The organism is Tsukamurella sp. NPDC003166, assembly GCF_040611135.1.
Lineage (GTDB): Bacteria > Actinomycetota > Actinomycetes > Mycobacteriales > Mycobacteriaceae > Tsukamurella.
The window spans coordinates 131015-155180 of sequence record NZ_JBEXNL010000001.1; the positions used below are offsets into that span (position 1 = coordinate 131015).

The window sequence follows — 24166 nt, forward strand, 5'->3', positions numbered from 1 at the left end:
GAATCGAAGGCTTGACCTGAACCGGGGTTGATAAGCGAGCCTGGAGGCATGGCTGACGACCGCTTCCGCGACCTTCCCGACATCCTCGGCGACGGCACCCCCGCCGACGCCACCGCGATCGTGGAGTTCGTCTCCGAGGTGCTCGAATCGCAACGCGAGGGCAGCGTGCCCCGCGTGCGCTCCCTCTTCCGCGACGACGCGGTGTGGACCACCGCGCACGGGCGGCGCCTGCACGGCCGGGCCGCGATCGACGGCTTCCTCGCGCGGACCGTCCGTGGCTCCGGGGTGCGGGCCGGGACGCACTACCGCGTCGAACGCATCCTGTTCATCCGCCCGGACGTGGCCGCGGTGAGCGTCCGGGTGCGACCTCTCGGGTCCGACGGTGCGCCGCAGCTCGAGTCCGCCCCGCTCTACGTGCTGTCCAAGGACGGCGGGGCTTGGCGGATCGCCGCTGCGCAGTCGACGGCGGTGTTCGACGATCCGGTCGCGCGGCAGTCCCGTGCCGGGTAGCCTTCGGGCCGTCGCGCCGATGTGACGCCCGGCTCCGGGAATCGCCGGCGAATCGTTCCGGCCAAAACTGGAACGTGTTACAGTTCTGCTCACGATACCGTGGCGCTGAGCTGTCCTGCCTGGGCATTCGAGGACGGCGCCGCGGGAGAGGGGTAGCACCATGGCGGCAACGACATCGGATCCGGACGGGGCCATCGACGACGTGACGGGCGCGGACGAGGCCGACGAGCCGACCGCGCCGGTGACGCAGAAGCCCACGAAGAAGGCCGCGAAGCAGGTGGCATCCGCGGAGCAGGCGACGCCGAGGGGCATCGTGGTCACGCCGCTCATGCTCGGTCTGGCGGCGGTCGTCGTCGTCCTCGCCGTTGCCGCGACCGCTTTCGGATTCCTCTGGCTCTCGGCGTCGTCGGACCGCGACGACGCGCGCGGGCAGCTCGCGTCGATCACCCACACCGAGGACCGGAACGCGCGCGCCAAGGACGTGGCGGTCAAGTACGCGATCGGCGCGGCCACGGTCGACTACCAGAACCTCGATCCCTGGCGCACGGCGCTCGTGGCGAACACGACGCCGGAGCTGGCGAACACGCTCAAGACGGCTTCGACGGACCTGGAGCAGGTGTACGTACCGCTGCAGTGGCAATCCACCGCCACTCCGCTCGGTACCGTCGTCGTCTCCGACAAGGACGACATCATGGTCGTCAACGTCTTCGTCAACGTCGTCACGAAGAGCACGCAGCGGCCACAGGGGATCCCGTCCGTCACCACCTATGCGCTGACGATCGACACCAAGCAGAACTGGGTGATCAGCGACGTGAGCAGCATCGACGGGGCGCTGGGCGGCAAGAAGTAGCGGCTGAGGCTCTGCCGCGCGAACGGCTCCCCGGCGCGGCTCAGGGCTGGCCGGGGAGCAGCTGCACCATCAGGCCCTCGCCGTCGGCCAGCAGCGTCCCGTCCTCCTCGGTGAGCCGGGCGGTGATGAAGGTCTTCCGCCCGTCCACCCGATCGACCTTGCCCTCGATGACGAGCGGCACGTCGAGCGGCGTCACCTTGCGGTAGTTCACGTGCAGGTACGCGGTGCGGCTGATCGGCCGCTTCGCCGCGTAGACCACATTGCCGAAGTTGTCGTCGAAGATCAGCGGCAGCACGCCGCCGTGCGCGACCCCGCCGCCGCCGAGGTGGTACCGGCGCAACACACCGCGGGCGACGACGGACTCCTCGTCGAACTTCTCGACGTGGAACGGAGGCATCAGCAGGCTGCCGCGCCCGGGCAGCGACATACTGCGGTTCGCGGGCCCCTTGCCCTCGCGCGCCTGATGCGGCGCCAGCAGCTCGATCAGCTCCGCGGCCCGGTCGCGGGCGGCTTCGTACACCTCGTCGGGGGCGTCGATGCTCACCGCGAGGTCCTGCAGCCGCCGCATGTTCTCGACGAACTCCCCGAACGCGGGCGGGGGCGTGGCCTCCCGGAATCGCGGGATCTCGCTCCGCAGGTCCACCTTGTCCGAATCCGACTCGCTCATCCGTCAGACCTTACTCAGCACCAAACCGCTGGTCGGAACCCCGGTCCCGGCGGTCACCACGGCGCGCTCCGCGCCCGCGATCTGGTTGGCCGCCGTCCCGCGCAGCTGGCGAACCGCCTCGGCGATGCCGTTCATCCCGTGGATGTACGCCTCGCCCAGCTGCCCGCCGTGCGGGTTGAGGGGCAGGGCCCCGTCGAGCTCGCAGGTTCCGGCAGCCAGATACGACGGTGCCTCCCCCCGCCCGCAGAAGCCGAGTTCCTCGAGCTGCATGAGCACGTAGGGGGTGAAGTGGTCGTAGAGCACCGCCAGGTCCATGTCCGACGGTGCCATCGCCGCCTGCGCCCACAGCTGGCCGGCGACGACGCCCATCTCGGGCAGGCCGGTGAGCCCGTCCCGGTAGTAGCTGGTCATCACGTACTGGTCGGGGCCGCTGCCCTGCGCCGCGGCGGCGATGATCGCGGGGGTCTGTTGCAGGTCCCGGGCGCGCTCAGCGCTCGTGATCACCAGCGCGACACCGCCGTCGGACTCCTGGCAGCAGTCGAGGAGGTGCAGCGGCTCGGCGACGAACTTCGACGCCTGGTGCTCGGCGAGCGTGATCGGTTTCCCGTGGAACCAGGCCTTCGGGTTGGTCGCGGCCCGCGCCCGGTCGAGGACCGCGACGCGGCCGAAGTCCTCACTCGTGGCACCGAAGTCGTGCATGTACCGGCGGGCGGCCATGGCGACGGTGGCCGCCGGGGTGGCGATCCCGGCGGGGTAGTGGAAGGCGTTGTCGATGCCGTTCGTGTTCACCTGCTGCGCCGCGGCGTTCGAGACCTGCCCGAAGCGGTGCCCGGACCGCTCGTTGAAGGCGCGGTAGGCCACCACCACGTCGGCGACGCCGGTCGCGACGGCCATCGCCGCCTGCTGCACGGTTGCGGCCGCGGCGCCGCCACCGAAGTTGATGCGGCTGAAGAACTTCAGCTCGGGGATCCGCAGCTCGCGCGCCACGGCGATCTCGGAGTTGGTGTCCATGGTGAAGGTCACCAGACCGTCGACGTCCTGCGGGGTCAGACCGGCGTCGTCGAGCGCCGCCCGGACGCATTCCACGGCCAGGCGCAGCTCGCTACGACCGGAGTCCTTGGAGAACTCGGTGGCGCCGATGCCGGCGATCGCGGCCCTGCCGCTCAGGCCGCTCATGCCGGCAGCACCACGGTCGAGGTGCCCGAGATGTGGTCTCCGAGGCTGTCTTTCGCGGTCACGGCGATGGTGATCGCGGCACCGTCGACCTGCGTGACCGTACCCGAGAACTCGAGCGTGTCGCCGGCGTAGCAGGGCGCGCCGAGCCGGATGGAGATGTTCCGCACGAAGGCCTCCGGGCCCGCCCAGTCGGTCACGTACTTCTGGACCAGGCCGTTGTCGGTGAGGATGTTGACGAAGATGTCCTTGCTACCGCGCGCGATCGCCGCATCGCGGTCGTGGTGCACGTCCTGGAAGTCGCGGGTCGCGATCGCGGTGGTCGCGACGAAGGTGGTGCTCGCGTGGATCGTCATGGGCGGCAGCGCCGTCCCGACGGTGACCGCCGACGCGCGCAGAGTGGTGGGGTACGTCATCGTGCCTCCCAGGCGGGCAGGGTCAGGTCGTCATCGACGCGGAGGAACACACTTCGCACGGGCATGCCGATCTCGACGGCGGCGGGGTCCACATCGATCAACTCGCCCAGCACGCGCACGCCCTCGTCGAGCTCCACGAGCGCCACCACGAAGGGCAGGCGCTTGCCGGGGACCTTCGGGTGGTGGTGCACCACGAAGCTGAAGACGGTGCCCGTTCCGGGGGAGACCACGTAGTCGGGGACGAGCCCCAGGTCGCCACCCGGGTCCATCGGGCCCGGCGGGTGCCGGAGCGTCTCGCCCCAGCGTTGGATCCGCAGCTCGCCGATCTTCGCGCCCTCCCAGTAGAAGGCGGTGTCGCGCGAGATCACCGGCCGGAGCACGCCGCCCGCGTACGCGGAGGCGTCGACGATGCGCCCGCTCGGCCCGGCCTCGGGCACGAGGGTGTCAGGGGCATCGGGCTGCTCCGCGGCGGGCGGCCGGAACTTGAGCATGCGGAAGGTCATCTCGGCGACCACCTCGTCGTCCACGCGCCACAGCGTCCGGGTGGTGAAGAACCAGCCCTCCCCGAGCCCGGTCCGCTTCGGCCCCACGACGTCCTCGAGGCGTGAGGACGCGGTGATCACTTCGCCCGGACGCACGTGCCGGTGGTAGGTCTGGTCGGAGTTGGTGGCGACGACCGACGTGAAGCCGGCCTCGTCGAGCGCGGCCGACATCAGCCCCATCGGGTCGTCGTCGGCCCGCACCCCGTGCAGTCCGCGCATCGACCACACCTGCGCCATCGCGGGCGGCGCCACGGGCCCGCCGAAGACCGAGTTTTTCGCGAACTCGGGATCCGCGTACAGCGGGTTGGTGTCGCCGATGGCCTCGATCCAGTTGTTGATCATCGGCTGGTTCACCGGATCCCGGCCCGCGCGCGGCACGGAATCGCCGAGCGCGCGGATCCGCTCCGCCGCGGCGAGAACGACCGCGGTCGTTTCCACGGTCGAGTCCGGGGCGGTCATCGGGGCACCCGCGGCAGCTGCAGGCCCATGAGGGCGATGAGTTCGCGCTGGATCTCGTTGACGCCGCCGCCGAAGGTCAGCACGAGGTGCCGCTTGGCCTGGACGTCGAGCCAGCGCAGTAGCTCCGCTGTCGCGGGATCGGACGGGTCGCCGTGCGTGCCGACGGTCTCCTCCAGCAGGGCGGTCAGCCCCTGGATCCGGTCCGAGCCGAACACCTTGGTGGCGGAGGCGTCCGCCACGTCCACGGGTCCGCCGGCCTCCGCAGCGGCGACCTGCCAGTTCAGCAGCTCGTTGATGAGCTCCGCCGCGCGGACTCGGGTCAGTGCACTCGAAACATCGGGATCGCCGAGCAGTTCCTGCTCGTGCGCCCAGGCGTCCACCCGGTCGTACAGCGCGCCGATCCGGCCCGACGGTCCGAGCATGACCCGTTCGTGGTTGAGCTGGGTGGTGATCAGCTTCCAGCCCTCGTTCTCGACACCCACCAGCATGTCCGCGGGCACGCGGACGTCGTTGTAGTACGTGGCGTTCACATGGTGCGCGCCGTCCGCCGTGATGATCGGCGTCCAGCTGTAGCCGGGATCCGTGGTGTCGAGGATGAGGATCGATATGCCCTTGTGCTTAGGGGCATTCGGGTCGGTACGGACCGCGATCCACACGTAGTCGGCGTCGTGGCCGCCGGTCGTGAAGATCTTCTGGCCGTTCACCACGTAGTGGTCGCCGTCGCGGACCGCGGTGGTGCGGATCGAGGCGAGGTCCGTGCCCGCCTCGGGCTCGGTGTAGCCGATCGCGAAATGCACCTCGCCCGAGAGGATCTTGGGCAGGAATCGTGCCTTCTGCTCCTCGGTCCCGAAGGCCTGCAGGGTCGGCCCCACGGTCTGCAGCGTCACCGACGGAAGCTGCACATCGGCGCGGGAGGCCTCGTTGACGAACAGGTACTGCTCGATCGGTCCGAAGCCCTTGCCGCCGAACTCCGTCGGCCAGCCCACGCCCAACCGGTCGTCGATGCCCATGCGCCGCACCACGTTGCGGAAGGCTTCGCCGTGGCGCTGCACCAGCATCTCGGCACGTTCCTCGGGCGTCATCAGCGTGGAGAAGTAGTCGCGCAACTCGGCCTGCAGCGCCCGCTGCGAGGTGGTCAGGGCGAGGAACCGCCCGGACTCGTCGGCGCCGGTGGCGTCGTCGCGGTGCGCTGCCGCGAGCGCCCGTACGGTCTGCGGGACACCGCCCACGAACCGGGTGAGGTCCTTGATCGTGGAGTAGAACCGGTGCAGCGGGTAGGTCACGTCCACGCCGATGCCGCCCTGCAGGTGGTGGCAGGTCCGTACCGCCGACGGTGCCTCCACCGCCAGCCAGTGCGCCGCGAGTGCCGTGGCCTCGTCGGCGGGGGACCCGGTGCCTATGCGCCAGGCGGCGGAGACCGCCGCGAGGTGCAGCGTGCGGGAGGCGATGTAGACGTCGGCGATCTGCTGCGCCACGGCCTGGAAGGCCCCCAGCGGGCGCCCGAACTGCTCCCGTTTGCGCAGATGGTCGACGGTGAGCGCCAGAGCCCCGGCGAGCGCACCGTCGGCGACGGCGGCCGCGCCCGTCAGGCCGCACTCCCGCACGGCCTGTGCGACGGTGCCGTCCGTGGAGCCGCCGAGGACCGCCTCGGCGGGTACCTCGACGCCGGCGAGATCGACGGTGCCCTCCGGCGTGCCCGCGGAGGTGGGGCTGGGGACGACGGTCAGGCCGGGGGCGTCGGCCGGGACCACGAAGACGGCGGCGCCGTCGTCGGTGGCGGCGCTCACGAGCAGATGCGTCGCGTGCTGCGCGTAGCCGACCGCGACCTTGCGTCCGGTCAACGCCCAGCCGTTCGCGGTGCGGAGGGCACGCGTCGACGGCGCGGTGGGGACGGCGTCGCCGACCTCGCCGAGGGCGCCCACGATGAGCTCGTCGCCGGTCAGGGCCGAGGGCAGCAGGGCCGCGCGCTGCTCGGGGGTGGCGTGCGCCGCGACGGGCAGGATGCCGAGCGCGAGCCCGGCGAGCAGGGGCGCGCCGATCGCGAGCCGCCCGCCCTCGGTGAGTACGGCCGCCACTTCCTCAGCGCCCAGGCCTGCGCCGCCGAGGTCCTCGGGCGCGGGAAGGCCGAGCAGGTCCGCCGTGGCGAGGTCGGCCCAGGTGGCGCGCCAGGCGTCCTCGGTGTGGGTGGCGGCGCCGTCGGCACGGCGCGCGGCGGCGTGGCCGAGCACGTCGGCCGCGAGGCCGGCGACGGCCACCTGGTTCTCGTCCGGACGGAAGTCCACGCGCACTCCTGATCTCGATACCGCGTACAAACGGTGAAACGTGTTCTATTTTTAGCAAGTGGGGCGAACGCCCGCAAGCAGTTCGACGAAAGGGTGACCATGCGATTCACGTACGCGGAGGCGATGACGGACCCGTCGTACTACGTGCCGCTCGCACAGGCGGCCGAGGAGGCCGGCTATCACAGCATGTGCGTGGCCGACAGCATCGCGTATCCCGAGGTCTCGGACTCGACGTACCCGTACACCCCGGACGGCAGCAGGGAGTTCCTCGACGGCAAGGAGTTCATCGAGACCTTCGTGCTGGCGTCGGCGCTCGCCGCGTCCACGAAGACCCTTCGCTTCACGCCCTTCGTGCTCAAGCTGCCCATCCGCCCGCCAGTGCTGGTGGCCAAGCAGGCCGCCTCGCTCGCGTCGATGAGCGGGAACCGGTTCTCGCTCGGCGTCGGCATCAGCCCGTGGCCCGAGGATTTCGAGATCATGGGCGTGCCCTTCGAGCGCCGCGGTAAGCGGATGGACGAGTGCATCGAGATCATCAAGGGACTCTCGACAGGCGAGTACTTCGAATACCACGGGGAGTTCTTCGACATCCCGTCGATCAAGATCGCGCCGGTGCCCACGGAGCCGTTGCCGATCCTGGTGGGTGGCCACGCGGATGCCGCCCTGCGCCGCGCCGTGCGGCTGTGCGACGGGTGGATGCACGCCGGCGGCGACGGCGAGGAGCTCGACCGCATGCTCGCCCGGATCGACGAGCTGCGCGCCGAGCACGACAAGAAGGAGTTCGAGATCCACGTGATCTCGCTGGACGCCTACACCGTCGACGGCATCAAGCGACTGGAGGACAAGGGCGTCACCGATGTCATCGTCGGCTTCCGCCTGCCCTACCAGCTGGGCCCGGACACTGAGCCGCTGCAACCCAAGATCGACCACCTACGGCGCTACGCCGAGTCCGTCATCAGCAAGTTCTAGGAGGCCCTGTGAAGGAAGATCATCCCGCAGTGTTGGCCGGCCGCGCCTCCCAGGCCGCGGCCAGCGGTCGTCGCAAGGAGGAGTGGCTCGACCTGTTCGCCGCCGACGGTGTCGTCGAGGATCCCGTCGGCCCCTCCGGATTCGACCCGGAGGGCAAGGGGCATCACGGCCGGGAGGAGATCGCGGCCTTCTACGACAAGACGATCGGCGTGGCGGAGTCGCTGGAGTTCCTCTTCGGCGACGGCTTCGCCTGCGGGAACGAGGTCGCATTCACCGGCCTGATCCGCACCGTGATCGGCGGGCACGTCATCGACGCGGAGGGCGTGTTCACGTACAAGGTCGACGATGCCGGGAAGATCGTGGCGCTGCGCGCCTTCTGGGAGGTCGACCGCGCGATGGCCACCGCCCGCCCCGCCTGAGGTCCGTCCCCGTCTGTGAATCCACGCTTCTACGCCCACACGAGGCCGGATCCGGCTGCGTGTCGCCCGAGAGCCGTGGATTCATAGAGCCGGTCGTGGCCGCGGGATGGATGAAATCACGATGCAGGTGCCATCATCGTCTCGCTGGTGGTGATCGTGATGCCGACCGTCGCGCGCCGTCGCCGTCCCGAAAGCGGCGCACCCGCTATCGTTTCCACCTCGTCATAGCGTTGCAACGTTATGGGCAGCACGAACCGATCGGTGGACCGCGGTCCGGTATGAATGTGGGGACGGGTGGCCGACGGTACCGAGCTCGTCGCGGCGTGGCCGACCCGCGGGGTATGCAAGATGCGCATAGCCACGCGGCTGAAAAGGGCCTTTGACCTGCGCGTATTCAGGTATGCGTCGCGCGCATGGCTCTTCAGCCACAACCCATTTACAGGTAGGTGCGCGTCCGGCGGCTTCTCTCGTCCGCAACCGCGGCCGGCGGGCTCAGCGCGCGGTGAACACCGCGTCCGCGAGCACAGGAGCGGCGCGTTCCACCGACTCCGCGGTCACCAGGTAACGATCGCCGTCGCGCCAGATCCGCACGCGCAGCGTCTCGCCCGGCAGCATGATCCCGGCGAACTTCGCCGACCACGAGCCCACCGCGGAGGCGTCCCCGTCCACCACCGCATCGGTCACGGCCTTGGCGACGATCCCGTAGGTGCACAGCCCGTGCAGGATCGGCGCGTCGAAGCCGGCGGCCTTCGCGAACGCCGGATCCGAGTGCAGGGGATTGCGGTCGCCGCACATCCGGTACAGCAGAGCCTGCTGGGGCAGCGTCGGAACGTCCACCGTCACGTCGGCGTCGCGATCGGGCAGCTCGAGTTTCTCCGACGGTCCGCGTTCCCCGCCGAATCCACCCTCCCCACGGGCGAAAATGGACGATCGCGCCGTCCACAGCGGCTCGCCGGCTCCGTCGACCACTTCGGTCTCCTGCCAGATCACGGCGGCCTTGCCCTTGTCGTGCACGTCGCTGATCCTGGTGCGGGCCACAGCCGTTCCCGACGTGGGCAGCGGGCGGTGCGCAGTCACGGACTGACTGCCGTGCACCACCTTAGCCAGGTCGATCTCGACGCCGGGGAAAGAGACCTTGGGCGCCTCGGTGGCGTGGAAGTTCTGTGCGACGGTCGCGAAGGTGGGGAGCACGACGGTGCCCTGCTCGGTCGCGTAGCGCAGCTCGCGCGGCGAGAGCGGGTCCGCGCCGGCGCCGAGCGACAGCTGGTAGAGCAGGACGTCCGAAGCGCTCCAGGTGAACTCGGCGGTGCCGAGCTCGGCGCCGATGGCGACCGACGGGTCGATGGGCATGGAACTCCCTTGTGAAGTGGGTCTATTCGTAGGTGATGTGCACGGACGCGCTGCGGCGCATCGACTGGCACGCCAGGATCAGGCCGTCGTCCAGGTCCTCTTGATCGAGCACCTCGTTGTGCGCGAGCTCGACCTCGCCGTCGACGATGCGGCACGCGCACGCGCTGCACGCGCCCTCGCGGCACGAGTACGGCGCGTCGAGGCCGGCGGCCAGCATGACGTCCAGCAGCTTCTTCTCCGCGGGCCAGGCGAGCTCGGTCGTCGTCCCGTCCAGTTCGACGGTGACGGTGCCCCCGTCGTCCGCGGGCGGCGGCGCGTCGTCGACAGGCAGATCCTCAGCCTCGGCGATCGCGGCCTTCTCCTCCGCCTCCTCCTGTGCGGCCTCGACCTCGAAGGGGTTGCGGGGCAGGGAACGGAACTTCTCGATGTGCACCTCGCGGCGCCCCTTACCGAGCCCCGTCATCGCCTCGGAAACCGCGTCCATGAACGGGCCGGGCCCGCAGACGAACACCTCGCGGTCCACGTACGGTGCCGCGAGCGTCGCAAGATTGGCCGCGCTCGGCAGACCCTGCACCGATTCCAGCCAGTGGATCACCGCGAGCCGGTCCGGGTACGACCGGGTCAGCTCGGCGAGAGCGGAGGCGAAGATCACCGACTGGGCGTCGCGGTTGGCGTAGATCAGCGTCACCGAGCCGCTACCGGTCTCGAGCACCGTGCGCAGGATCGACAGGATCGGTGTGACGCCGCTGCCGCCGGCGAACAGCAGCATGTCGACGTCGACCGATTTCGGCGTGAAGATGCCTGCGGGCACCAGCACATCGATCTCCATGCCGGGGGTGGCGTTGTCGCACAGCCAGTTCGAGGCGTAGCCGTCGGCGGTGCGCTTGACGGCCACGCGCAGCGGACCGTCGTCGTGCGGCGCGCTGCACAGCGAGTAGCACCGCGCCACGGAGCCGGTCTGATCGCTCGGGACGCGCAGTGTGAGGAACTGGCCGGGCTTGTAGGTGAAGCTCGACGCCAGTTCCGCAGGCACCTCGAACTCGATCGAGTGCGCGTCGTGCGTCTCCGCGACCACCTTGGCGACCACCAGTCGGTGGATGCTCACTTCTTCGTCACTCTCCTAGTCGGTGTCCGACGACATGTCGGTCGTCGGGACTGGCACCTCGCCCAGTTTGGCGGCGCGCGTGATGGATTCCATCAGCCGCGGACACGTGGCACGCAACGCGGAGCCGGCGCCGTCGGCGGCGAACACCGTGCACTCCCGCGCGGAACCGCACCACTGGATCGAGGTCTGCTCGCGGCTGTTCTTCTTGACCTGCACCGCGACCCCGCACGTGCCGCAGTTCAGCGCGGTGAAACCGTCCGTGAGGAAGCCCTCGCGGTCGGCCACCGTCGTCGGCGTGGTCACCGGCTCGCCGAACATCGTCACCGTCGGGGACATACGGATCAGGCCTCCGCGCCGGAAGCGTCGGCAGCAGCGGCCTTTTCGGACTCCTGGCGCGCGATGTTCTGCGCGACCTCCGCCTCCCATGCCTCGACGGCGTGAGCGGTGTCGATCTCGAACTCGAATCGCTGCGTCATGTCCTCGGAGACCTCGGCGGCGTCGACGTAGAACTGCTCGTACCAGCGGCGCAGCTGGTAGACGGGGCCGTCCTCCTCACACAGGAGGGGGTTGTCGATGCGGGTCTTGTTCTTCCAGATCTCCACGTCCTGCAGGAAACCCAGGCCCACGTTCTTGGCGAACTTGCCGGCCAGGTAGTCGGACTTCTCGTCGTCGAAACCGGGGAGCTTCTTGACCTTGACGCCGTACATGAGCTTGAACGAGTTCTGATCGATCGGGTAGTGGCAGTTGATCAGGATGTTCTCGATCAGGAAGCCCTTGTAGTCGTTGTGCAGGTAGTTGATCATGTACGACGGCCCGAAGTAGTGGGCCTCGGACTTGAGCAGCACGTCGTCCCCGCCCGAGAGCCCGATGTCGCTGACGTCGTTGCGCCCCTTGGTGTCCAGGTACTGCGAGGCGATGTGCCCGTCGAAGACGTTCTTGAAGTACGTCGGCAGGCCGTAGTGGATGTAGAAGAAGTGCGGCATGTCGACCACGTTGTCGACGATCTCGCGACAGTTGCTGTTCTCGATGACGATCTCGTTCCACACCCAGTTGGACCACTCGGGCCCGTCGACGTCACCGTCGATCTTGGGGATGTCCAGTTCGGCTGGGGGCTTGGAGTTCTCGACGTCGTGCCAGATGAACAACTGATCGTTCTCGATCATCGTGGGCCAGGTCCGGGTGCGGGCCCGCAGCGGCACGCGCTTGGCGTACGGGATCGCCTTGCACTTGCCGTCGCCGCCCCAGCGCCAGTCGTGGAACGGGCAGGCGATCTCGTTGCCCTTGACGGTGCCCTGCGTCAGGTCGCCGCCCATGTGCCGGCAGTAACCGTCGAGCACGTTGACGGAACCGTCCTCGCCCGCGAACACCACGAGCTTGGTGCCGAAAGCCTCGATGGCGTGCGGCTTCCCGTCGGTGAAGTCCTTCAGCAGGCCGATGCAGTGCCAGCCGCGGGCGTACCGGGTGGGGGCGGTGCCGCTGTCGATGAGGCGGGCTGCCGACTCGGTGGTGCTGCTCATGAGATCTCCTCCTCCGCGCGGGCGGGGGCTGCCGCCGCGGGTGTCGATGCCTGACGGGCCATGTCCTCGACCGCGAGATACGCGAACACCATCGCGGGGCCGATGGTTGCGCCGGGGCCGGCGTAGGTGTGGCCCATGACGGGCGAGCTGGTGTTGCCGGCGGCGTACAGCCCGTCGATGACGGTGCCGTCAGCGCGCTGGACCCGGCCCGCGACATCGGTGCGCAGGCCGCCCTTGGTGCCGAGATCGCCGGGAACCATACGTGCAGCGTAGAACGGGCCCGTGGCCAATTCCGCCAGACTGGGATTCGGCTTGTTGCGCGGATCGCCGTAGTAGTGGTCGTACGCGCTCTCGCCCCGATGGAAGTCCTCGTCGCGCCCGGCCCGTGCGAAACCGTTGAACCGCTCGACGGTGCCCGTCAGCGCCGCGGCCGGCACGTCCATCTTCTCGGCGAGTTCGGCGAGGCTGCTCGCCCGCACCATGCAGCCGGACTCGAACCAGCGCTTGGGCAGCGGCTGGCGGGGGCTCTGCCCCGCGAACAGGTACCGGTTGCGGTAGCGCTGGTCGAAGACGAGCCATGCGGGCACGTTCTCGCCCGGGCCTTCGCCCTGCCCGTACTCGCCGCCGTACATGGCGTGCACGGCCTCGACGTACGGCGCGGACTCGTTGACGAATCGCTCGCCGGCGGTGTTGACCATGAGGCTGCCGGGCAGCGACCGCTCGGAGAGCGCGAACCAGGCCATCTTCGGCAGCTGGATCGACGGTCCCCACCAGGCGTCGTCCATGAATTCGACGGCGCCGCCGACGGCCTGGCCGGCGCGGATCGCGTCGCCCGTGTTCGCGGGCACGCCGTTGGTCCACTCGGTGCCGATCGGTTGACGCTGGTACTGCGCGCGCATCTCCTTGCTGCTCTCGAAGCCGCCGGCGGCGAGGAGTACGCCGCGACGCGCCGTCAGGACGACGGGCCGGCCCTCGTGCTCGACGGTGATCCCGGTGACGCGGTCGCCGTCCTGCTGGATCGAGAGCAGCGGGGTGTTCAGCCAGACCGGCACGTTCGCGCGCTGCAGGCCGACGCGCAGCGCGGCGACCAGTGCCTGGCCGCGGCCCAGCAGGTGCTTGCCCCGCGCCTTCGCGGCGTAGAAGCGCGCACCGACGCGCAGTGCGCGGGCCACGCCCTTGGGGTGACGCATGATCAGGTTGAGCCACTTGAAGTCCGCCTGGGTGACCACGAGGTTCATCGGGGCCTTGGTGTAGTCCGGCTCCAGGTTCTTCAGCTCGTCGCCCAGTTGCTTGCCGTCGAAGGGCTTCGGCTCGCACGAGCGCCCGTGCGCGCGGCCGCCCGGTGCCTCGGGGTAGTAGTCGGAGTAGCCGGGCACCCAGGTGAGCTCGAGCGGGCTCATCCGGTGCACCATCTCGATCACCTCGGGGCCGCGGTCGATGTAGGTGTCGATCCGCTCGGCCGGGACCACGTCGCCGATGATGGCGTGCAGGTACTTGCGCGCCTCGTCCGGGGAGTCCTTGATCCCGGCCTTCACCAGCGCCTCGTTGCCGGGGATCCAGACGCCGCCGCCGGAGCGCGCGGTCGATCCGCCGTAGTGCTCGGCCTTCTCCACGACCAGGACGCTGAGCCCGGTGTCCGCGGCCTTGAGTGCGGCGGCCATGCCCGCCGCGCCGCTGCCCACCACGATCACGTCGTACTCGGTGGCTTCCGCCGTCATCGACTCTCCTCAATGCTGAAACAAGTTCTCTAGCCTCACCTGCGCCGATGGGCAGCAGGTACGCGCTATGACTGCAGCATAGACTAGAACACGTTCCAGTATCTAGAGATGACGGTGATCGCTCAGCAGGGGAGCGTGATCTTCTCGTAGGTCCCGGTGCTGGGGCGGAAGACCCACCGTGAGCCGGGTGTGCACGGTGCGGGCCTGGTCGTCGTCCGGGTCACGCGCGGCGGCGCGGTCGTGACCGGGGCGGCGGCGGTGGTCGTCGGGGGTGGCGGTGTCATGCTCGCGGGGGTCGACGGTGCCGGCACGGAGCTCGGGACGGGGGCGGGTGGTGGCGTGCTCGGGCTCGTGGAGGCGGCCGCGGACTCGGAGGTCGTCGGCGCGCCCGATGTCCCCGACGGCGCGACGACGGGCTTCGGCGTCGGCGAGGGGCCGCTGCACATGCTCACCGTCACCGCGATCGCAGCGACGCAGAGCGCCGCTGCGGCGGCGATGGCGAGGACTCGGCCGGCGAAACCGCCGAGCCGCCGGGTTCCGGATTCGACTCGATGGGTCATGATCCACGCCCTTCTCGTCGGGGTGCGGACGCGGCAGTGGTCGTCGCAGTCATACCGACATACTCCCAGTGTGCGACGCACGCCCCGGTAGGTGGTAGCGAGCACGAGTGGCGATGTGGCACTGGGTGTTCGGTGACAGTACTTCTCTTCGGTATGTCGTATCCGTGGAGGTTGTGCGATCGCGATTACGTAGTGGTGAGGACCCTGCCGAACGGACGCAGTCGCAAATCGACGCCTACCCGGATGCCGCCGCGATTCCCGCCCGACGACCGAAGAAGCTCCCGTCGCCCAGGCTCGTGCCGCTCGCGTACCCGCCGGCACAGACGCCCGAGGTGCACCGGCCGGCGGCGAACAGGCCTGGGATCGGCGCACCGTCGACGTGCAGCACCCGCGAATCGACGTCCGTGCGCAACCCGCCCAGGGTGAATCCGGCGGTGAAGCCGCGCATGTCCCAGGCGGCCACGGGTCCCGCGAGCGGCCGCACCCACTGCTCCTTCTTGTGCAGGAGGGGATCGGTGCCGTTCTCCGCGTGCCGGTTGTACGTGTCGACGGTGCCTGTCAGCGCGCCGGCGGGCAGGCCCATGTCGGACTCGAGCTCCGCGACCGTCTCGGCGGCCCAGGTCGGCGGCTGCCGGAAGTAGGGCGTCGAGGTCTCGGTGGCGAGCGCCTCCTCGTGCGCGTCCATGTCCATGACCAGGTACGCCGCGTTGTCCTGCTGGATCAGGACGGCCTGGCCGATCCGCCCGCCGTAGGTGTCCTCGGCGATGAACCGCTGGCCACGGCCGTTGACGAGGATCCCGCGGGCCATCATCTGCGGGTCGCCGAAGAACGCGACCTCGGTGGCGTCCATGTGGGCCACCGCGGCGCCGGCGGCCTGGGCCATGAGGATCCCGGCGCCGTCGTGCTCCTCGATGGCGGCCGCCGGACGGCCGATCAGGCGCGGTGCGTAGGTCTCGATCATCTCCGCGTTGTAGGCGAAACTACCGGTCGCGAGGACGACGCCGCGTCGGGCCCGGACACGCACGTCCGTGCCGAACCGGCGGGCGACGAGGCCCTCGACGGTGCCGTCCGCCGCGGTCACCAGGCGCTGGGCGCGAATGTCGTACTCTGCGCGTACCCCCAGCGTCTCGGCGGTCTCGACCAGGGGTTTCATCAGCATGTAGCCGGCGCCGCGCACGCCGGTCCGCTTGTCGGCCATCCGCGGCACGTGCCCGCGCGGCGCAGGGGTCGCGATCTCGCGGAGGGGCGACGCGTTCTCGCCGCCGGAGTAGCCCAGTCCCTCGTCGTGCGGCACCTCCCATCCCGGCTCGCCCCAGAACTCCTCCTTGAACACCACGCCGCAGCCCGTGAGCCAGTCGTAGTGCTCGCGGCTGCCGTGGGCGTAGGCGTGGATCTTCCCGCCGTCGACGCCCGGTCCGAGCGCGGCGGTCATGAAGGTCTCCATGTTCTCCGCGCTGTCCTCGAAGCCCAGGGCCCGCTGCAGCGGCGTGCCGCCGCCGAGATAGATCCACCCGCCGGACAGCGCCGCGGCCCCGCCCCACCCGCCGGCGCGGTCGAGGATCAGGACCTCCGCACCGGCTCGAGCGGCTTCGATCGCCGCGGACACGCCGGCGATGCCGTACCCGGCGATCACCACGTCGGCTTCCAGATCCCAGGTGTCCACGTCGGTGGAGGCGACGGGACGGCGGCTTTCGGGCATGGCTCTCCTCGGTCGGTCTCGGAACCGGTTGCATCAGGAACATAGGTGGATCGGAACCTTTGATGTAGCGTTTCGCGCCAGAAAATGAGAACGTGTTCTAGTATTGGCCTCCAGCGGCGGGCGTGGGTGCTCGCCAGGTGGCCCTGACGAAGGCGAGGAAAGATGAGCGATCAGAGCGTCGACGCGGTTCTGGCGGAAGTGGCGGAGCTGCTGCCCACCCTCCGGGACCGGGCGCAGGAGACCGAGGACGCCCGCCGGATCCCGGCCGAGTCCATCAAGGCGCTGCAGAAGAGCGGCTTCTTCCGTCTGCTCCAGCCGAAGCGGTACGGCGGCTACGAGGCCGACCCGGCGGATTTCTACACCGCGGTCAAGATGCTGGCGAGCGCCTGCGGATCCACCGGCTGGGTCTCCTCGATCCTCGGCATCCACCCGTGGAACGTCGCGCTGTTCGACGACCGGGCGCAGCAGGAGGTGTGGGGTGAGGACCAGGACACCCTGATCTCGTCGTCGTACGCGCCGATGGGCCGCTCGGAGGTCGTCGAGGGCGGCTACCGGCTCTCCGGCAAGTGGAGCTTCTCCTCCGGCTGCGACCACGGCACGTGGGCCCTGCTGGGCGGGCCCGCGTTCTCCGGTGGCAAACCGGTCGACTTCCTGACCTACCTGGTACCGATCAGCGACTACACCATCAACGACGTGTGGCGCACCGTCGGCCTGCGGGGCACCGGCAGCAACGACATCGTGGTCGAGGACGTCTTCGTCCCCGCGCACCGGGCACTGAGCTTCAAGGACGTCAGCAAGTGCAAGGGACCGGGCCAGGAGGTCAACGACAGCCCGCTCTACAAGATGCCCTTCGGCTCCGTGCACCCGTCCACGATCACTGCGCCGATCATCGGCATGGCGCAGGGCGCCTACGACGCGCACGTCGAGCACCAGCGCGGGCGCGTCCGCGCCGCCTACGCCGGCGAGACCGCGAAGGAGGACCCGTTCGCCATGGTCCGCGTCGCCGAGGCCGGCAGCGAGATCGATGCGGCCTGGCTCCAGCTGATCTCCAACATCAACGAGGAGTTCGCCCTCGTCAAGGCCGGCGAGAAGATCCCGTTCAACCTGCGGCTCAAGGTGCGTCGTGATCAGGTGCGCGGCACCGAGCGCGCGATCTTCGCCGTGGACCGGATGTTCGAGAACTCCGGCGGCCGAGCGCTGGCGGAGGGCACGCCGATCCAGCGGTTCTGGCGCGACGCCCACGCGGGCCGCGTCCATGCCGCGAACGATCCCGAGCGCGCCTACAAGATGTTCGGCACCGGCGAGTTCGGCCTTCCCGTCATGGACGGGATGGTCTAGCGGTGGCGGACACCGAGATCGACGTCCTCAAGGAGGGGAAGTTCGCCACCACGGCGGCCGGCCTCACGCTGCACTATCACGAGGCCGGCGAGGAGAACCGCGCCAACGGCACCGTCGTGCTGCTGCACGGCAGCGGCCCCGGCGTCTCCTCGTGGAGTAACTTCGGGCGCAACATTCCCGTGCTGGCGCAGCGCTTCCACGTGCTCGCCGTCGACCAGCCGGGCTTCGGCCGGTCCGACAAGCCGACCGAACACCCGCAGTACTTCGTGCACAGCGCCACGGCCCTGGCGGGCCTGCTCGACGTGCTCGGCGTCACCGGACGTGTTCACCTGGTGGGCAATTCGCTCGGCGGCGGCACCTCGGTGCGGTTCGCACTCGACTTCCCGGACCGCGCGGGCCGCCTCGTGCTCATGGGGCCGGGCGGGCTCAGCGTGAACACTTTCGCGCCCGACCCCACCGAGGGCCTGCGCACCCTGCAGAAGTTCTACGCCGCGCCGAGCAAGGAGCGGCTCGAGGACTTCCTGCGGATCATGGTTTTCGACCAGAAGATGATCACACCCGAACTCGTCGAGGAACGCTTCGAGCTCGCGCTCGACCCCGAGGCGATCGCCGCGTTCAAGGCGATGGGGAAGTCCTTCGCCTCAGCGGATTACGAGAAGGGCATGCTTTGGCGCGACGCGTACAAGCTCCGCCAGCCCGTGCTCATGATCTGGGGCCGCGAGGACCGGGTCAACCCGCTCGACGGTGCCCTGCTCGCCCTCAAGCAGATCCCGCGCGCGCAACTTCACGTCTTCGGGCAGTGCGGGCACTGGGCGCAGCTCGAGAAGTTCGACGAGTTCAACCGGCTCACGGCCGACTTCCTGGCCGGCTGACAAGGAGAAGTGGGACATGGCGATCAAGGCCCTCGGGTACATGCGCATCGAGGCCACCGACATGGCGGCCTGGCGCGAGTACGGGCTCAAGGTGCTCGGGATGATGGAGGGTGCCCCACCGGCGGGTGCGGGCGACACCTCACAGAATCTCTACCTGCGCATGGACGATTTCGCGGCTCGGCTGGTGATCGTGCCGGGCGAGAAGGACCGGCTGCTGGTCTCCGGCTGGGAAGTCACCGATGCGACCGGCCTGCAGGAGCTGCGTGACACGCTGACGGCCGCCGGCGTCTCCTTCGAGGAGGGGACGAAGGAGGAGAAGCTCGAGCGCCGGGTCGAGGGACTGATCCGGTTCCAGGATCCGGCGGGGAACTCACTCGAGGCCTTCCACGGCGCACAGTACCTGGGCCGCCGATTCGTCAGTCCGTACGGTCATCGGTTCGTCACGGGGGAGCAGGGGCTCGGGCACGTCGTGCTCACGTGCACCGATGACGCTGCGGCCCAGGAGTTCTACCAGGGCGTGCTCGGTTTCCGGCTCCGCGACTCGACGCGTCTGCCCCCGCAGATGGTGGGCAGGCCGGCCGACGGTGATCCGGCGTGGTTGCGGTTCTACGGCTGCAACCCGCGCCATCACGCGCTCGCCTTCCTGCCCCTGCCCAACCCGACGGGCATCGTCCACCTCATGGTCGAGGTCGAGAACTCGGACGACGTGGGCCTGGCCCTCGACCGGGCGAACCGCAAGAAGGTCAAGATGTCGGCGACGCTCGGCAGGCACATCAACGACAAGATGCTGTCCTTCTACATGAAGACGCCGGGCGGATTCGACATCGAGTTCGGCTGCGAGGGGCTCGAGGTCGAGAACGACGACTGGATCGCCCGCGAGTCCACCGCGGTCAGCCTGTGGGGACACGACTTCACCATCGGCTTCAAGGAGCAGTGATGACCGCACCCGCGGCGATCGAGCCGCTCGACTACCGGACGGCCATGGGGCACTTCTGCACCGGCGTCACGGTGATCACCGCGGCCGACGAGGAGGGCCCCGTCGGATTCGCCTGCCAGTCCTTCTCGGCGCTGTCCCTCGATCCGCCGTTGGTCCTGTTCTGTCCCATGAAGACCTCGGGCGCCTGGCGCACCATCGAGCGCACCGGGCGGTTCGCCGTCAACGTGCTCGGCGAGGGGCAGCAGGACGTCAGCTCGGTCTTCGGCTCGAGGCACCCGGACAAGTTCGGCGCGGTCGCGTGGAAGTCCTCGCGCACCGGTTCGCCGCTGCTCGACGGTGCGCTCAGCTGGATCGACTGCGCGGTGGAGACCGTGCACGACGGCGGCGACCATCACATCGTGATCGGTCGTGTGCTCGAGCTCAGCGCTCCCAACGCCGGTCGGCCGCTGCTGTTCTACCGCGGCCGCTACACCCAGACCGTGACGGACCCGGGCCAGGCGATCCCGCGTGCCCTGTCGCTCGACTCCTTCCTCACCTGGCCCGTCGGCGACGACTGGATGTAGCGGAACGCCGAGTGCCGCTCGGTGGCACGGTGATTCAGTCGTGCAGCGCCGCGGTGAAGTAGCCGATCGCGCCGGAGAGGAGCTCCGCGTCCGCCGGAACGGTGTCCCGAACGCCGTAGCTGCGGCCAAGTTCCACCGGGTTCCCCGCGCGCGTCACGGTCCAGCCCTGTGCGACGAGGAATTCGGCGGGATCGGCGCGGTCCTCGTCGGCGACGAACAGCGCGGTGACGTCGAAGTCGCCCAGGGGATTGCCCTCCCGCGAGTACTTCTCGGTGATGGCACGGAAGCCGTCGAGGTCGAGCGGGCCGACCTGACCCTCGACGGCGACGCGGCTGCCCGGCGCGGACAGCGCCACGATCCGCTCGAAGAGGAGGGACTGCGCCGCGGCGGGTAGGTAGGGGAGCAGGCCCTCGACCAGCCAGGCGGTGGGCATCGCACCGTCGAACCCGGCGGACCGCAGGGCGGCCGGCCAATCGTTGCGCAGGTCGACGGGGACGTGCCGCAGCCCGGCGGCCGGCGTCGTCCCGTGCGTCGCGAGCGCCTCCTGTTTGAACGTCAGCACCTCCGGCTGGTCGAGCTCGTAGACGATCGTGCCCGTCGGCAGGTCGAGCCGGTGGGCGCGGGAGTCGAGCCCGGCCGCGAGGATCACCACTTGCTGGATCCCGGCGGCGACGGCGTCGCGGGTGAAGTCGTCGAAGTACCGCGTGCGGACGCCGAGATGGCGGGTCGCGGCCATCGGGTTGCCCGCGCCGTTCCCGGCGTCGGCCAGTGCGACGGCGCGCGGGTCGCCCGCAGCCTCGAGGAACACCCGGGCGTACGGGTCCTGGGCGAGGGCGTCGGGACGCTCGGTCTCCACGGCACGCGCTGCGGCGACGAGGAGCGCGGTGAAGCCCACGCTCGTGGTGATGGTCCAGGTGTCGCCGTCGGACCGCGTGCTGTTCGGCATGGGATTTCCCTTCGCAAGTAGTTCGCCTACGAAAGTACATCGTGTCGCGAGGCGCGGCAAGAACGTGTTTCAGGAGTGTGTCAGTGCCCGCCGAGCCAGGTGCCGGGCCGGGTCGCCGAACAGCTGAGACGACGAGTGCGCGCGCTTGAAGTACAGGTGCGCGTCGTGCTCCCAGGTGATGCCGATGCCGCCGTGCAACTGGATCATCTCGGCGGCGACGGTACTCAGCGCCTCCGAGCAGTGGACCTTCGCCGTCGCGACCGCGACCGGAGCGTCGGCATCGCCGCGATCGAGGGCGTCCCCCGCGGCGCCGGCCGCCGATCGCGCCGACTCCACGAGCACGTACATGTCCGCCATCCGGTGCTTGAGCGCCTGGAAGGAGCCGATCGGCCGGCCGAACTGCACCCGGGAGCCGGTGTACTCCACGGTGATCTCCAGCGCCCGTGCCGCCGCGCCGGCCTGTTCGGCGGCGAGCACGGCACAGGCTGTGTCGAGCGCGCGGGCCAGCGCCGCTGCGGCGTTGCCGCCGAGTCGTCGGGCGGGAGTGCCTTCGAGGACGACGTCCGCGAGACGTCGCGTCGGGTCCATCGACGGGGTGTGCCGGCGGGTCGCCACGGAGCCGTCGACGAGGAACAGTTCGTCGCCGGCGACCACGAGCAGATCGTCGGCGAGGTCGCCGTCGAGGACGAATCGCGCCGTCCCGGTAAGCGTCCCGTCGACCGCTGTGACCGGTCGGGTGGCGAAGTCCTCCCCGGCGAACGCGACCGCGGCGATGCGCGAGCCACTCGCGAGGCCGGCCAGCAGCGCACCCTCGTCGGTGCCCGCGAGGAGTGCCGTCGCCAGCACCCCGGAGCCGAGGAAGGGCGACGGGATCAGGTGCCGTCCGAGCTCCTCCGCGACGACCTGCAGCGCACGCACCCCGGCTCCCACGCCGTCGTGGGCCTCGGGGACCGCCAGCGCAGCCACGCCGACCTGCTCGCACAGGACCGACCACAGCTCGCGGTCGTAGCCCTCGGGCGCGTCGATCGCCGCCCGCAGCGCGGCCGGCGACCACCGGCGGTCGATCACGCTGTGGACCGCGGCGGCCAGATCGTCCAGTTCCGAGCTCATCGCGCCGCCTTCCGGATCCTCTCGAGCACCGTCGCACGGTGCTCGGCCTGCGTTCCCCACGCCGACTGCAACGCTCGTACCTTGGTGATCCACAGGCCGAGGTCGTACTCGGCGGTGTAACCGATGGCGCCGTGCACCTGCAGCGCGGTGCGCGCCGCGAGGTACGCCGCGTCCGCCGCGGCCACCCGCGCCGCGGACACGTCGCGGATCGGGTCCAGATCCACACCGCGCGAGTCGTTCCCGGACAGCGCGACCGCAGCTCCGTGGAGGAGCGGCGCCGCGAGTTCGAGCCGCGTCGCCACATCGGCGAGGAGGTGCTTGATCGCCTGGTACTCGCCGATCGCCTTTCCGTACTGCGACCGGGCCTTCGCGTACTCGACGGTGTCGTCCAGCAGGCGCCGCCCCGCGCCGAGCACCTGCGCCGCCACCGCGAACGCCCCGGCCACCTCCCCCGATTGAACGCTGTTACGGAGAATCCGACCTGCAGGTTCTCCCTCCGTAACGGTGTTCAATTCCGTGGGGAAGAGGCGCCGGGTCCGGTCGACCGACCTCAACGCCGGGGTCGACGGTGCGTCCACGGTCGCGACCGCACCGTCGGGTCCGACGACGAAGTGCAGGTCCGCGGCATCGGCATCGAGCAGGTACGGGGTGCGCGGAGCCAGGGCGACGGTGCCGATCGCGCCGTCGGCCAGCGCGCGGAGCTGCGTCGCGTCCGTCAGCACTGCGGGTAGGACCGCGATCGACTCCACGACGGGGCCCGGCACGCCGTGGTAACCGAGCGCCTGGAAGGCGACGGCCAGGTCCGTGGCGTCGCCGCCGACGCCGCCGTGCTCCTCCGCGATGGCGAGGCCGGTCACCCCGAGCTCGGCGAGCGCGGCCCAGACCGTGCGTCCCGGCGCGCTGTCCCCATCGGCCCAGGCGCGGGCCGCGGCCACGACCCCGGCGCGCGACAGGAGGTCGTCGAGCGACTGTCCGAAGGCGACGTTCTCGTCGGACGGTGCGAATCTCATCGGGCTCCCCGGGGTAGGCCGAGGAGACGCTCGGCGATGGTGTTGCGCTGGATCTGGTCGGTGCCGCCGTAGATGGGGCCCGCCAGGGAGAACAGGTAACCGGCGGGCCAGCGGCCCCCGTCCGGTGCGGCGTCGCCGGTGAGTTCGCCGCTCGGGCCGAGCAGATCGAGTGCGGTCTCGTGGAGCGCCACGTCGAGGTGGCTCCAGAACAGCTTGTTGACACTGGATTCGGGGCCGAGCTCGCCGCCGTCCTGCAGGCGGGTGACGGTGCCGAAGGTGTACAGCTGGTAGGCCCGGGCACCGATCCACGCGTCTGCGACGCTCTGTGCCGGTGCGGTGCCGGTATCGCCGTCCTCACGCTCCCACAGGTCGACGAGGGCGTCCGCTGCGGAGAGGAACCGGCCCGGGCTGCGCAGGGAGAGACCCCGTTCGTTGTTGGCGGTCGTCATGGCCACGCGCCAGCCCTGGCCGGGCTCGCCGATCACGTCCGCGTCGGGCACGAAAACCTCGTCGAGGAAGATCTCTGCGAAACCCGGCTCGCCGTCGAGCTGCGGGATGGGACGCACGGTGACGCCGGGCGCGCGCAGGTCGAACATCAGGTACGTCAGCCCCCTGTGCCGCTCCGAGCCGGGCTCGCTGCGGAACAGGCCGAAGGCGCCGTCGGCGAACGCGGCGCGGGAACTCCAGGTCTTCTGGCCGGAGAGCCTCCAGCCACCGTCGACCCGCGTCGCGGTCGAGCGGAGCGAGGCGATGTCGCTGCCCGCCTCCGGCTCCGACCACGCCTGCGCCCACACCCGCTCCGAGCGGGCCATCGCCGGCAGGATCCGCGCGCGCTGCTCGTCGGTGCCGTGGCTGAAGAGTGTGGGGGCCAGCATGAACAGGCCGTTCTGGCTCACCCGCAGCGGCGCACCCGCGGCGTAGTACTCCTCCTCGAAGATCACCCACTGGAGCAGCGTCGCGTCGCGCCCGCCGAACTCGGCCGGCCAGGAGACCGCGGCCAGCCCGGCGTCGGCGAGGTTCGCCTCCCACGCGCGATGCGCGGCGAAGCCCTCGGCAGTGTCGAAGGAGGGGAGGGGCTCGGCCGGGACGTTCGCCGCCAGCCAGGCGCGCACCTCGTCGCGGAAGGCGAGGTCGGCGTCGTCGAACTCGAGATCCAC

General features: G+C 70.1%; 24 protein-coding genes. 9 read left to right on the forward strand and 15 right to left on the reverse strand.

All coding sequences use genetic code 11. The annotated features are described in order from the left end of the window. Window positions 1–48 precede the first annotated feature (48 nt). Both ABZX10_RS00660 and ABZX10_RS00665 read left to right on the forward strand, forming a co-directional pair. Window positions 49–510 (forward strand): SgcJ/EcaC family oxidoreductase, encoded by a 462-nt coding sequence (locus ABZX10_RS00660; protein ID WP_355533430.1) that lies wholly within the window; start codon window positions 49–51, stop codon window positions 508–510. Window positions 511–670: 160 nt separating this feature from the next. Continuing rightward, entirely contained in the window at window positions 671–1360 is a 690-nt protein-coding gene (locus ABZX10_RS00665) for a hypothetical protein (RefSeq protein WP_355533433.1), read from the forward strand. Between the two features lie 40 nt (window positions 1361–1400). Here ABZX10_RS00665 and ABZX10_RS00670 read toward each other — a convergent pair whose 3' ends face one another. From ABZX10_RS00670 to ABZX10_RS00690, 5 genes are read right to left on the reverse strand one after another with little or no spacing between them, the layout of a single operon-like run. After that, window positions 1401–2027, reverse strand: a complete 627-nt coding sequence (locus ABZX10_RS00670) for a hotdog fold domain-containing protein (RefSeq protein WP_355533436.1) — start codon at window positions 2025–2027, stop codon at window positions 1401–1403. A 3-nt stretch (window positions 2028–2030) separates the two neighbouring features. Then, window positions 2031–3203, reverse strand: coding sequence for a lipid-transfer protein (locus ABZX10_RS00675; protein ID WP_355533439.1), 1173 nt, complete (start codon window positions 3201–3203; stop codon window positions 2031–2033). After that, window positions 3200–3616, reverse strand: coding sequence for a MaoC family dehydratase (locus ABZX10_RS00680; RefSeq protein ID WP_355533442.1), 417 nt, complete (start codon window positions 3614–3616; stop codon window positions 3200–3202). Before ABZX10_RS00680 ends, ABZX10_RS00675 begins: the two co-directional genes overlap by 4 nt. Continuing rightward, the gene (locus ABZX10_RS00685; RefSeq protein WP_355533445.1) at window positions 3613–4617 is read right to left on the reverse strand and encodes an OB-fold domain-containing protein; all 1005 of its coding nucleotides are present in this window, start codon (window positions 4615–4617) and stop codon (window positions 3613–3615) included. Before ABZX10_RS00685 ends, ABZX10_RS00680 begins: the two co-directional genes overlap by 4 nt. Then, complete coding sequence (locus tag ABZX10_RS00690) at window positions 4614–6899, reverse strand: acyl-CoA dehydrogenase (protein WP_355533448.1); 2286 nt, start codon at window positions 6897–6899, stop codon at window positions 4614–4616. The genes ABZX10_RS00685 and ABZX10_RS00690 overlap by 4 nt, the downstream gene beginning before the upstream one ends. 99 nt (window positions 6900–6998) lie before the next feature. Here ABZX10_RS00690 and ABZX10_RS00695 point away from each other — a divergent pair, with 99 nt between their 5' ends. Together ABZX10_RS00695 and ABZX10_RS00700 are read left to right on the forward strand one after the other, a co-directional pair. After that, a complete protein-coding gene (locus tag ABZX10_RS00695) occupies window positions 6999–7865 on the forward strand; it encodes a TIGR03619 family F420-dependent LLM class oxidoreductase (RefSeq protein ID WP_355533451.1) in 867 nt (288 codons plus the stop codon). An 8-nt stretch (window positions 7866–7873) separates the two neighbouring features. After that, entirely contained in the window at window positions 7874–8284 is a 411-nt protein-coding gene (locus ABZX10_RS00700) for a nuclear transport factor 2 family protein (protein WP_355533454.1), read from the forward strand. A gap of 492 nt (window positions 8285–8776) precedes the next feature. On the opposite strand, the gene ABZX10_RS00705 is transcribed toward ABZX10_RS00700, so the two are convergent. Genes ABZX10_RS00705 through kstD form a run of 5 tightly spaced genes read right to left on the reverse strand, consistent with a single transcriptional unit; the run spans window position 8777 to window position 13974 of the window. Beyond that, the gene (locus ABZX10_RS00705) at window positions 8777–9634 is read right to left on the reverse strand and encodes a MaoC/PaaZ C-terminal domain-containing protein (protein WP_355533457.1); all 858 of its coding nucleotides are present in this window, start codon (window positions 9632–9634) and stop codon (window positions 8777–8779) included. A 22-nt stretch (window positions 9635–9656) separates the two neighbouring features. After that, window positions 9657–10739 carry a ferredoxin--NADP reductase gene (locus tag ABZX10_RS00710; RefSeq protein ID WP_355533460.1) on the reverse strand — a complete coding sequence of 361 codons (1083 nt, stop codon included), beginning with the start codon at window positions 10737–10739 and terminating at the stop codon, window positions 9657–9659. 15 nt (window positions 10740–10754) lie between these two features. Beyond that, window positions 10755–11075, reverse strand: a complete 321-nt coding sequence (locus tag ABZX10_RS00715; protein ID WP_355533463.1) for a hypothetical protein — start codon at window positions 11073–11075, stop codon at window positions 10755–10757. Between the two features lie 5 nt (window positions 11076–11080). Then, window positions 11081–12256, reverse strand: coding sequence for a Rieske 2Fe-2S domain-containing protein (locus ABZX10_RS00720; protein WP_355533466.1), 1176 nt, complete (start codon window positions 12254–12256; stop codon window positions 11081–11083). Continuing rightward, entirely contained in the window at window positions 12253–13974 is a 1722-nt protein-coding gene (kstD, locus tag ABZX10_RS00725; RefSeq protein WP_355533469.1) for a 3-oxosteroid 1-dehydrogenase, read from the reverse strand. Before kstD ends, ABZX10_RS00720 begins: the two co-directional genes overlap by 4 nt. A gap of 156 nt (window positions 13975–14130) precedes the next feature. Here kstD and ABZX10_RS00730 point away from each other — a divergent pair, with 156 nt between their 5' ends. Continuing rightward, complete coding sequence (locus tag ABZX10_RS00730; protein WP_355533472.1) at window positions 14131–14625, forward strand: hypothetical protein; 495 nt, start codon at window positions 14131–14133, stop codon at window positions 14623–14625. A gap of 144 nt (window positions 14626–14769) precedes the next feature. Here ABZX10_RS00730 and ABZX10_RS00735 read toward each other — a convergent pair whose 3' ends face one another. Continuing rightward, the gene (locus ABZX10_RS00735) at window positions 14770–16233 is read right to left on the reverse strand and encodes an FAD-dependent oxidoreductase (protein WP_355533475.1); all 1464 of its coding nucleotides are present in this window, start codon (window positions 16231–16233) and stop codon (window positions 14770–14772) included. A 162-nt stretch (window positions 16234–16395) separates the two neighbouring features. On the opposite strand from ABZX10_RS00735, the gene hsaA reads away from it, so the two are divergent. The 4 genes from hsaA to hsaB are packed head-to-tail and all read left to right on the forward strand — an operon-like array spanning window position 16396 to window position 19943. Further along, entirely contained in the window at window positions 16396–17571 is a 1176-nt protein-coding gene (gene hsaA / locus ABZX10_RS00740) for a 3-hydroxy-9,10-secoandrosta-1,3,5(10)-triene-9,17-dione monooxygenase oxygenase subunit (RefSeq protein WP_355533478.1), read from the forward strand. A gap of 2 nt (window positions 17572–17573) precedes the next feature. Beyond that, window positions 17574–18443 (forward strand): 4,5:9,10-diseco-3-hydroxy-5,9,17-trioxoandrosta-1(10),2-diene-4-oate hydrolase, encoded by an 870-nt coding sequence (hsaD, locus tag ABZX10_RS00745; RefSeq protein ID WP_355533481.1) that lies wholly within the window; start codon window positions 17574–17576, stop codon window positions 18441–18443. Window positions 18444–18459: 16 nt separating this feature from the next. After that, window positions 18460–19380, forward strand: a complete 921-nt coding sequence (hsaC, locus tag ABZX10_RS00750) for an iron-dependent extradiol dioxygenase HsaC (RefSeq protein WP_355533484.1) — start codon at window positions 18460–18462, stop codon at window positions 19378–19380. Continuing rightward, window positions 19380–19943: a 3-hydroxy-9,10-secoandrosta-1,3,5(10)-triene-9,17-dione monooxygenase reductase subunit gene (gene hsaB, locus ABZX10_RS00755; protein WP_355533487.1), complete on the forward strand. Its 564-nt coding sequence runs from the start codon at window positions 19380–19382 to the stop codon at window positions 19941–19943. The genes hsaC and hsaB overlap by 1 nt, the downstream gene beginning before the upstream one ends. Window positions 19944–19977: 34 nt before the next feature. Here hsaB and ABZX10_RS00760 read toward each other — a convergent pair whose 3' ends face one another. The 4 genes from ABZX10_RS00760 to ABZX10_RS00775 form a co-directional block, all read right to left on the reverse strand. Then, window positions 19978–20889 (reverse strand): class I SAM-dependent methyltransferase, encoded by a 912-nt coding sequence (locus tag ABZX10_RS00760; RefSeq protein ID WP_355533490.1) that lies wholly within the window; start codon window positions 20887–20889, stop codon window positions 19978–19980. Between the two features lie 69 nt (window positions 20890–20958). Next, entirely contained in the window at window positions 20959–21999 is a 1041-nt protein-coding gene (locus tag ABZX10_RS00765) for an acyl-CoA dehydrogenase family protein (RefSeq protein ID WP_355533493.1), read from the reverse strand. Continuing rightward, a complete protein-coding gene (locus ABZX10_RS00770; protein WP_355533496.1) occupies window positions 21996–23009 on the reverse strand; it encodes an acyl-CoA dehydrogenase family protein in 1014 nt (337 codons plus the stop codon). Before ABZX10_RS00770 ends, ABZX10_RS00765 begins: the two co-directional genes overlap by 4 nt. After that, window positions 23006–24166 carry an acyl-CoA dehydrogenase family protein gene (locus ABZX10_RS00775; RefSeq protein ID WP_355533498.1) on the reverse strand — a complete coding sequence of 387 codons (1161 nt, stop codon included), beginning with the start codon at window positions 24164–24166 and terminating at the stop codon, window positions 23006–23008. Before ABZX10_RS00775 ends, ABZX10_RS00770 begins: the two co-directional genes overlap by 4 nt.

What these genes read in the sequence shown, in the direction of transcription:
- ABZX10_RS00660 (WP_355533430.1), top strand. Translation starts at nt 49, where the DNA reads ATGGCTGACGACCGCTTCCGCGACCTTCCCGACATCCTCGGCGACGGC.
- ABZX10_RS00665 (WP_355533433.1), top strand. Translation starts at nt 671, where the DNA reads ATGGCGGCAACGACATCGGATCCGGACGGGGCCATCGACGACGTGACG.
- ABZX10_RS00670 (WP_355533436.1), bottom strand. Translation starts at nt 2,027, where the DNA reads ATGAGCGAGTCGGATTCGGACAAGGTGGACCTGCGGAGCGAGATCCCG.
- ABZX10_RS00675 (WP_355533439.1), bottom strand. Translation starts at nt 3,203, where the DNA reads ATGAGCGGCCTGAGCGGCAGGGCCGCGATCGCCGGCATCGGCGCCACC.
- ABZX10_RS00680 (WP_355533442.1), bottom strand. Translation starts at nt 3,616, where the DNA reads ATGACGTACCCCACCACTCTGCGCGCGTCGGCGGTCACCGTCGGGACG.
- ABZX10_RS00685 (WP_355533445.1), bottom strand. Translation starts at nt 4,617, where the DNA reads ATGACCGCCCCGGACTCGACCGTGGAAACGACCGCGGTCGTTCTCGCC.
- ABZX10_RS00695 (WP_355533451.1), top strand. Translation starts at nt 6,999, where the DNA reads ATGCGATTCACGTACGCGGAGGCGATGACGGACCCGTCGTACTACGTG.
- ABZX10_RS00705 (WP_355533457.1), bottom strand. Translation starts at nt 9,634, where the DNA reads ATGCCCATCGACCCGTCGGTCGCCATCGGCGCCGAGCTCGGCACCGCC.
- ABZX10_RS00715 (WP_355533463.1), bottom strand. Translation starts at nt 11,075, where the DNA reads ATGTCCCCGACGGTGACGATGTTCGGCGAGCCGGTGACCACGCCGACG.
- ABZX10_RS00720 (WP_355533466.1), bottom strand. Translation starts at nt 12,256, where the DNA reads ATGAGCAGCACCACCGAGTCGGCAGCCCGCCTCATCGACAGCGGCACC.
- kstD (WP_355533469.1), bottom strand. Translation starts at nt 13,974, where the DNA reads ATGACGGCGGAAGCCACCGAGTACGACGTGATCGTGGTGGGCAGCGGC.
- ABZX10_RS00735 (WP_355533475.1), bottom strand. Translation starts at nt 16,233, where the DNA reads ATGCCCGAAAGCCGCCGTCCCGTCGCCTCCACCGACGTGGACACCTGG.
- hsaA (WP_355533478.1), top strand. Translation starts at nt 16,396, where the DNA reads ATGAGCGATCAGAGCGTCGACGCGGTTCTGGCGGAAGTGGCGGAGCTG.
- hsaC (WP_355533484.1), top strand. Translation starts at nt 18,460, where the DNA reads ATGGCGATCAAGGCCCTCGGGTACATGCGCATCGAGGCCACCGACATG.
- hsaB (WP_355533487.1), top strand. Translation starts at nt 19,380, where the DNA reads ATGACCGCACCCGCGGCGATCGAGCCGCTCGACTACCGGACGGCCATG.
- ABZX10_RS00760 (WP_355533490.1), bottom strand. Translation starts at nt 20,889, where the DNA reads ATGCCGAACAGCACGCGGTCCGACGGCGACACCTGGACCATCACCACG.
- ABZX10_RS00765 (WP_355533493.1), bottom strand. Translation starts at nt 21,999, where the DNA reads ATGAGCTCGGAACTGGACGATCTGGCCGCCGCGGTCCACAGCGTGATC.
- ABZX10_RS00770 (WP_355533496.1), bottom strand. Translation starts at nt 23,009, where the DNA reads ATGAGATTCGCACCGTCCGACGAGAACGTCGCCTTCGGACAGTCGCTC.